The sequence below is a fragment of the Anaerophaga thermohalophila DSM 12881 genome (assembly GCF_000191885.1).
Classification (GTDB): domain Bacteria; phylum Bacteroidota; class Bacteroidia; order Bacteroidales; family Marinilabiliaceae; genus Anaerophaga; species Anaerophaga thermohalophila.
This window is the reverse complement of record NZ_AEWI01000009.1, coordinates 26,705-35,093: the sequence shown is the minus strand read 5'-3', so window position 1 is coordinate 35,093 and position 8,389 is coordinate 26,705. Positions and strand designations below refer to the sequence as shown.

Below are 8,389 nucleotides of genomic sequence, written 5' to 3'. Positions count from 1 at the left end.
TCTGAAGCGGCTGCAAAAATACATACTTTTTACCCGATTTTCCAAAATAAATTCGATATAAAATTTGAAAAATTTATAACATTCAGCTAATCAGTTCGAAAAATTTTAATCTTCTCCGCTTTTTTCATCGGCCGCTTCATCTGTCTTCTTCAGTTCTTCTATGGTTTCAGGAGTAATAATCTCTTTTTCCTTCAATATATTATACCATGAAAACACCTTCTTAATGTCCGAAAGATAAACCCTCTCTTCATCATAATCGGGTAAAGCTTCTTTGAAAGCATTTTTCAATTCATTCGAAGAGGCCTTTTTGGGTTCAACTTTCAAATTTTTTTCAAAGATAGAAGCAAAAACATCGGCCAACTTAACATCTCCATCCAAAGTGAAAATGGATATATCTTCAAGAGAGCTGATTTTGGAAGAAGTGTAAGCAGGCATGCGCTTGCCATCGATCAAAGATTCCACGATAATACTGTTTTTAGCATTCGTGATCAATTTAAAAAGACCGGGTTTCCCGGAAATGGCGAGAATTCCTTTCAACATATTCTTACAATTTTAATTTGCAGCAACAAAAATAATATAAACATCTATGAGTTTGGTACGACAAGAGGTGTTTTTGACAAAATGAAGGCACAATAACTTTACAAACCGAAGTTAACCCATTGTTAATAAGGATTTAAAAACTTACTGCAACAAATGAGATTGGTAAAAAAAATGCCGTCGTGCAGATTTTCAATCAAACACTTAATCCTCAGACTATCAAAATTAATTAGTGTCTGTCCATAAAGTCCCATTTGCGGTGCTACGCTTTCCGCCAAAATACGCATTTACGAAACGAGCATGGCAAAGTTTGTCACAAAAAGAATATGTATAAACACCATTTAACCTCTATTCATCAAAGAAACCAAAAAAAGGGAACAGATTCTTCGTCGTTCCCTCCTCAGAATGACATTAGATAGTCTGTCATTCTGAGCGAAGCGAAGAATCTAACCTCTAATCATTTGACATCAATTAAAATATAATAAGATGCATCAGACCAATAACTTAGACTAATTTTATACGAATGAAAAGTAAACGCCGGTTTTGGTGGCTTCGCAAGCCTTGTAAATGGCACTTTCTGAACAGACACACATATTGTAAAAACTTTTTCGATTTTATAGACGGGCACTAATTAAGTCCCCTCTCCTTCTTAATTTTGTTATAGGCGTCATTAACCCTGGCAAACTTTTCATTGGCAGCCTTCTGAAACTCTTGGCCCAGGTGACTGACTTTATCGGGATGAAACCTGACGGCCATCTTCCGGTAGGCCTTTTTTACTTCTTCATCAGTAGCAGAAGGAGAAATCTCAAGAATCTTATAGTGAGCTTCCAGGTTATCAAAAAACATATTCAGAACAGCCTGATAATCTAAATGGGAAATTCCAAGCAACCCGGCAATCCGATTGATGGTATCGATCTCGACCGAACTCAATTGCCCATCTGCTCTTGCCAAACCAAATAAGAGATGTAAAAGCTGAATCCTGCTGTCATAGTTTAAATTAATCCTGATTTGGTGACAAACATCGGTAAGCGGAATCTGCTTTTTTATCAAATCACGAAGAACAATTAAAGCTTCTCCGGCTTTTACTTCTCCTAAATAGTTGCGCAGATAATTTCTGACATAATCGAGCTCAGAACGTAAAATTTTTCCATCGGATTTCATAACCGCTGCCATCAATACCAGCAGTGAGACGACAAATCCATCGCGTGGCGATCCATAGGGCATACCCTGCTTTTTATTTTCACTAACCGCCATTTCCTCGGCCTGTCCCCCAAGGAACATACCGATTAAGGCTCCTACAGGGCCCAACACCCACCAGCCAATACCAAAACCTATTAATGAACCTACTATTCCCATTATTTCAGTAATTCAGAATGAATATTCAATATTTGAGGAACCACCAGATGCTTATCATCTGATAAAACCTCGTAATTGCAAAAACGACGTCGTTTCTCATCCGGCCACTGATTGCGAATGCGTTTTAATACTTCTTCGGGTGTCACACCATCGCGTTTGATAACCCTGGCAATGCGAACCGTCACAGGGGCAGTAACCAATATAACTTTATCCAGAAATTGATGTCCTCCGCTTTCGAGCAAAACAGCAGCTTCTTCAAGAACATACGGTGCACGTTGTTTATTTACCCAGCCAATAAAATCCTCACGTACAACAGGATGAACAAGAGCGTTGACCTTGTTGAGCAATTTACTGTCATCGAAAATCATTTTTGCAACAAGCCGCTTATTTAACTTACCGTTTCGGTAAACCTCATCCCCAAACAATTTTTTATAGCCGGAGACCAATCGGGGATGCTCTTCAATTAATCTCTTAGCCTCATTGTCTGCATAATATACCGGTACTCCCAACGATTCAAATATTTTGCAAACCGTTGTTTTACCACTTCCAATACCACCGGTTATACCAACTTTCAACAAGACTATCGAGTTTTTTCAAGTAAATACTCCACAAAAATAGGAGAAAAGCTCAGTGATTCGACATTGGATGGCGCTTTATCCAGTCGCACTTTCAAACGGTCGGGCCTGTCTTCCCGTAACACAGGTGATGCATCAACAACAGCATGAAACTGGGATTCATCGATTGTGCCGTACTTGCTCATCCCGATACGGAACGAAACCTGAATTTCAGAAGGAAATGTTTTAATGCGCAAGCTGTCGGGGAGTCCGTAAACACGTAAAGGTATTCGCAAATTGAGTTCTGTAAATGGTTCAACAGGAACGGTTGCTATTACTCTTTTGTCTGAAGCTTTAATCTGATGGGGAATAATCAGGGGGATGACGGTAGAGATTGAATCGGACAGGCCCTCAAGTTTGAGTTCACGGGTTTCAATATATTTTATTGTATCGATCACTTGTTTTGGGCCGGATATCACTACCGAATCGGGTTGCACCAAAATTGGCCCCGCCTGAAGATATTGCTTTTCGAAGCTAATATCCGCAGAAACCCTCACGGGTACACGTTTGTCACTCTTTTCGGATAGCGGCACAAATAACGTATCAGGATTAACATCAATCAGTTCCATCCCTTGCGAAAGCTGCCCTACAATTTTGTTGTGCTGTCCGGATGTAAGAGTATATACACCTTCTCCTGCCTCAGTTTTCAACGGTTCCATTTCAGAAACATTAAATGTAAGAGGAAGAAAAGTATTACTGAGCTGATAACGCAGAATAACAAAACCCACAGCGCGTACTTTAACTTCGATGCGACTTTTAAAATCGTCAGGAAGCATCTTGTCTTGCGGAATATTGACAAACTTCACGGGGTAACTAAGTGTTGCAGTATATTCTTTACGCAAAGCGTTAAGAAACCAAAAGCCGGTGGCTATAACCAGGAAAACCAAAAAAACCAGAACATTCTTGTCCTGCCGGAGGCGGTTAAATCCGTCGCGTATCCAACCTAAAATTTTCAGGTACTTTATATTAACTACACTATGCCCCATTTAATAAAATCAAATAGCATTAATGAGCCCGGTCTAAAAAGCGTCTTTGTTGCCAAACTCGTTGTTGTTTTAAATTTTTGCATCCTCATTAACAACAAGTTAACTCCGGTACAAAAATTTAAAACGCCTTGATTTTGACAAAAATATGCTTTTTATACTGCACTCATTAATAGATAATTCCCTGACAGTCATTGGTATTTTTGTTCCCGTTTACAAAAAAGGCCAATGATTTACAAAAATAATCATTGGCCGGCTATTACAAAATTTTATTGAACAATGATGTCAATAGTCATTATTTTTTAACCGCATCCGACATATCCATGATAATACCTGCTTTATCAACCTTAATGTTAACATCGTTGGCAATCTCAACCATAACATAACTGTCTTTAACTTCAGTTACTTTGCCATAAATACCGCCGGTAGTTACCACCTTATCTCCCTTCTTCAGGTTCTCGCGGTATTTCCTTAATTCCTTTTGCCGTTTAACCTGAGGGCGAATCATGAAAAAATAAAACACCACGATAATCAGGATAAATGGTAATAATTGCATCAGCATACCAGGGCTCTCGCCCCCTGTTGCCTGTAAAAATAAGCTCATCATAATCTATTCCAATTTTAGTTCAAAAATTTAATTCGAATTAGAAGGTGCAATATAACTATTTTTTAGTGACTTGAGCAACCAAAGATAACCTTACCGGTTTTTTGGTTCCCTGAAAATACACACTTACTTGCTGAAACTGAGCCCCACGTTTCCCACGGGTGTCAAAAATAACTTCAACAAATCCGGATTCACCAGGCTTGACGGGTTTTTCTGTATATTTTGCTACAGTACATCCACATCCGGTTACGACTCTCTCAATGATCAATGAAGAAGCCCCCTTATTCTCAAATCCGAAACGAGCCCCTACTTCTTGTCCGGGTTGTATTGTTCCAAAATCATGCTCTGTAACTGAGAAAACAGGTTCTCCAACAATGGAATCATTGCCGGCAATACCCTGATCAACGACTTTCTTATCGTTCCGGTTTTTCTGATGAGTAGTGCAGCAGCTCATAGTAAAAGAAAATGTTCCAACGATAAGCAAAACGGTAACTTTATTAACCAAAGAAAATCTCGTAATCATAACTGCTTCAACTTATTGAGAACCTATTCTCTATCAACAATTTTTTCCAGCTGATTTTCTTTTTTCAAATGCGTGATCACCTTATCGAGAATACCGTTAATGAAAGTTCCACTTTTGGGAGTAGAATAATGCTTGGCTATCTCAATATATTCGTTTAATGTTACTTTAACAGGAATTTGGGGAAATTCCAAAAACTCGGCAATGGCAATCTGCATCAATACGATATCGAGATAGGCAACTCTTTCGAGGTCCCAATTGCGCGAAAATTTTCTAATCAGAGCCTGATAATCCTGGTTATTTAAAATGGCTTTACGAATGAGGGTTTTGACAAATTCGCGGTCTTCTTCGTCTTTGAATTCCTTTTGTAAAGCTTGTTCCTCTCCATTTTCCTCTTTAAATTCTTTAATCGTTTTGACCACAATACTCACCACAAATTCAGCTTCATCGTTCCAGAAAATAGATTCTTCCTCTAATAAGGCATATAATGGCAGATATTGCCCAATTACCTTTTCATAAAGCTTAGCTACGAATTTCCGGTCAGACTCATACGAATCATCGTCGGATTGCATGTACTGTTGGTACAATTCAGAATCAAGGATATGTTTATAGACATCTTTTATATATTGTTCATTATTTTTCCACGACAAACCGGTGGTTTCAATATATTTTAAAAGCTGTCTGTTCTCCCGTAATTGTTGAATAACTTTATTGTTAATAAATTTCCGGTTGGGATGAAGTTCCTCGTAAGTAGGTCTTTTCTTATTCAACCCGTTCTCGATGCGCTTTTCGGCAAGGTCACGCACATCCAGAATTAACAATAAAAGCAAATGATAAAGTTCGTGAGATTTAGAAATACTGTGAAACAATTCCTTTTCGGCCTGCTGGAGGGATGAGTCACCCCCCCTGAAATGACCGTAAACAGTTTGCATCACTTTCACACGGAGCAATCTTCTACTAAGCATTCGTTAAAGAACTTTTATTACTTCAGATAATTTTTCAGGACAAAAGTAGGTCTTTTTTTATTTTACGCAAGAAAGCAAACTGCAAAAAATAATTCTTTTAACGATTGAGTATTGAACTAACTCGTCGGAGACGAAAGGCAAAGCACGGCTGAATATTCCACGCAAAAGGTACAAAAGACTATATTTCATCAGTATATAATTAATCTAAGTTATTGGTCTGATGGAACTCGCATGCAAGAGTTTTATACATATTCTTGTTGTGGTATGCCTTGTCAGGCCCGTTTCCCTTGCGATTTTAGCGTTCCTTTAATTTTATGTGGATTAAACGTAGACAAAACACATAGCACATCAAAATAATAGTTAGCCAAACGAGCACTATTTACACGATAAAACCGACATCGCCGTTAAAGAATTTGAAATTTAGAATAATTTTGTAAAAAATCTTTGGTTATTTTAAAAAATTATTGCCATTTTTGACCAGGAGAAGTACAATGTTTTCTTACTCAAAAAAAATTATTAAAAGATGGAAGGATTTGACAAAAAAGATGGAATTGACAAAAAGCAAAATGAAAGGGACGACATCTTTTCAAAAGCGGTAAGAGCCGGAAAGCGGACTTATTTTTTTGATGTTAAGGCTACACGGAAAAATGACTATTACCTGACCATTACCGAGAGTAAAAAGCGCTATGAAGAAGACGGTCGTTTTCGTTTTGAAAAACACAAACTCTTTCTTTACAAGGAAGATTTTGAGAAATTTGCAAATGGTCTGAAAGAGGCCATTGACTTTATTCAGGCCGAACAAGGGGTATATAACGGCGATGAATCCACTCAAACCGAATCAAAGGAAACAACAGAAGAATCCCTTTCAACGGCTGAATACACTAATGTTGACTTTGAAGACCTGAATCAATAATTGACGTCTTCCGATTGTTGATTCATTCATAACAAAAAAACGGGGAAGGCCTCAAGGCTTCCCCGTTTTTTGTTGTAGAGAACTCATGCACAAAAAATTTTTCGGTATAATCTACAGATAAAAGTTTGACAGGCAGAAGATATAAGTAATATGAGTGCAGTCTAAAAAGCCTTTTGACCCCTCAATCCCCTAAAGAGGACTTTTTCAAACTGCTGATTTTTAGCATTTCCCCTTTAGGGTCAGGGGTAAAAATGTTAAAAATCAGCAGTTTGAAGGCTTTTTATACTGCACTCAGTAATATATTTTGATAAAAAGAACCGAGCAGGAAATAAATTGTCACACCTTGTTCCGGTATCCGGAACAGGCAGATGAATTGATACAATTTTTCCCGACTTTACAAACGGGCACTAATTATTGGAAAAAACTTTGATTAGTGGAATTTCCAATATTCCGGCTTTCAATTCTTTTTAGTATTTCTCCCAGTTCATAAAAAGTCAGTTTTTTAACATTGGTAAGAACAAAATCGTTTCGCAATCCGCCACCCAGAAGGTTGGATTCCTCAATGGCAGCTTTCACTCTATCGTTCAATGGGACATCAATAGGAACAAGGCCCCAAAACGTGACGAACTGCCCAGAAAAAGCAATAAACTCCAGTTTCCCTTCAAATTTTTCAAACATATACTCTACTTCACCAGAAATGACACGCTGCCTGGTTTCGTTAAAAGCACTGCCATCCCGGGAGAAAAAAGCACCAAAAAAACGGAGTTTTTGCCCACGTCCACCTAATCCGGTGGAAATAAACATGGGAGGATGGTCAAGCATAGATGCCTGAAATACCAGCTTACACTCCTGAAGTGCAAGATACGTCCAGTCTTCCAGCCCCTTATCAGGTTGATTCTGGTAATTTTGTAAAATACGGATAGCATCCGGACTTCCTATCGAAGCAAGTGCAGCAAGTCGCCTACGTTTACTTCCGGGAGAAGAATTTTCGTCCCACAATTCATATTTACCTGACATCACTATATCGGGCCGCAAATTGCTTTTTACTTCCTTTGACATCCGCATGTACGACATCTGGGTATCCAGAGATACCTCGCGTTCCATTACCTGAATCTCACCCCCGTTCTCTCTGACAACCTTTTGAAAATCTTCAAATGTTCCTGAAAAATCCATTGCGCTCCTCCGTTATAATATTTCGTTAAAACTTTTTTTACAACACACTACAAATAAAACACTTACAATCAAAATCTTTTATTTGTTAAAATGTAGTACTTTAAAAATATATGCATTATCCAATTTCTCACAAACTATTCTTTTCAATTATCTTACCAAATTAGAACTAAAAGGTTTCCATAATGTTTAAATTTCTTCTCTTCTGTCATTTCGTCATTTTCCTGTAACCTAAGCTGTCATTTTTACGCACAATTATTATCTCAACAGAAAAATCCCCAAAAGTTGGGATTGTCGGGAAAATTAGCAATCGTTATTTTTGAAAAATTTTTAAGATGTGTACAACAATATATCATCAGATTTTCAAGTTTAACAACCCATCGTGGTATTATTTTACTAAATAGTGACCGTCTATAAAGTCGAAAAAAGTTGTAACAAATCATGTGTCTGTTCAGAAAGTCCCGGTTACAAGGCTTGCGAAGCCGCCAAAAACGGAGTTTATTTTTCATCAGTATTAAATTAGTCTAAGTTATTGGTCGGATGCATCTTATTATATTTTAATTGATGTCAAATGATTAGAGGTTAGATTCTTCGCTTCGCTCAGAATGACAGACTATCTAATGTCATTCTGAGGAGGGAACGACGAAGAATCTGTTCCCTTTTTTTGGTTTCTTTGATGAATAGAGGTTAAATGGTGTTTATACATATTCTTTTTGTGACAAACTTT

General features: G+C 37.7%; 9 protein-coding genes. 1 reads left to right on the top strand and 8 read right to left on the bottom strand.

Features of this window, described 5'->3' with window-relative positions; all coding sequences use genetic code 11:
- Positions 1-105: 105 nt before the first annotated feature.
- The 7 genes from ATH1_RS0103555 to nusB form a co-directional block, all read right to left on the bottom strand.
- Entirely contained in the window at positions 106-540 is a 435-nt protein-coding gene (locus ATH1_RS0103555) for a DUF5606 family protein (RefSeq protein ID WP_010417630.1), read from the bottom strand.
- A gap of 624 nt (positions 541-1,164) precedes the next feature.
- Positions 1,165-1,893, bottom strand: coding sequence for a TerB family tellurite resistance protein (locus ATH1_RS0103550; protein ID WP_010417627.1), 729 nt, complete (start codon positions 1,891-1,893; stop codon positions 1,165-1,167).
- Positions 1,893-2,468, bottom strand: a complete 576-nt coding sequence (coaE, locus tag ATH1_RS0103545) for a dephospho-CoA kinase (protein ID WP_245531700.1) — start codon at positions 2,466-2,468, stop codon at positions 1,893-1,895. The genes ATH1_RS0103550 and coaE overlap by 1 nt, the downstream gene beginning before the upstream one ends.
- A 5-nt stretch (positions 2,469-2,473) precedes the next feature.
- Positions 2,474-3,493: a CdaR family protein gene (locus ATH1_RS0103540; RefSeq protein WP_010417622.1), complete on the bottom strand. Its 1,020-nt coding sequence runs from the start codon at positions 3,491-3,493 to the stop codon at positions 2,474-2,476.
- A gap of 292 nt (positions 3,494-3,785) precedes the next feature.
- Positions 3,786-4,097, bottom strand: coding sequence for a preprotein translocase subunit YajC (gene yajC, locus ATH1_RS0103535; RefSeq protein ID WP_010417620.1), 312 nt, complete (start codon positions 4,095-4,097; stop codon positions 3,786-3,788).
- 55 nt (positions 4,098-4,152) lie between these two features.
- On the bottom strand, positions 4,153-4,617 hold the full coding sequence (locus tag ATH1_RS0103530; protein ID WP_010417617.1) for a DUF1573 domain-containing protein: 465 nt from the start codon (positions 4,615-4,617) through the stop codon (positions 4,153-4,155).
- 23 nt (positions 4,618-4,640) lie between these two features.
- Positions 4,641-5,579 (bottom strand): transcription antitermination factor NusB, encoded by a 939-nt coding sequence (gene nusB / locus ATH1_RS0103525; protein WP_010417614.1) that lies wholly within the window; start codon positions 5,577-5,579, stop codon positions 4,641-4,643.
- A gap of 523 nt (positions 5,580-6,102) precedes the next feature.
- On the opposite strand from nusB, the gene ATH1_RS0103520 reads away from it, so the two are divergent.
- Positions 6,103-6,492 carry a DUF3276 family protein gene (locus ATH1_RS0103520; protein WP_010417611.1) on the top strand — a complete coding sequence of 130 codons (390 nt, stop codon included), beginning with the start codon at positions 6,103-6,105 and terminating at the stop codon, positions 6,490-6,492.
- Between the two features lie 411 nt (positions 6,493-6,903).
- Here ATH1_RS0103520 and ATH1_RS0103515 read toward each other — a convergent pair whose 3' ends face one another.
- A complete protein-coding gene (locus ATH1_RS0103515) occupies positions 6,904-7,665 on the bottom strand; it encodes a hypothetical protein (RefSeq protein WP_010417608.1) in 762 nt (253 codons plus the stop codon).
- Between the last annotated feature and the right edge of the window lie 724 nt (positions 7,666-8,389).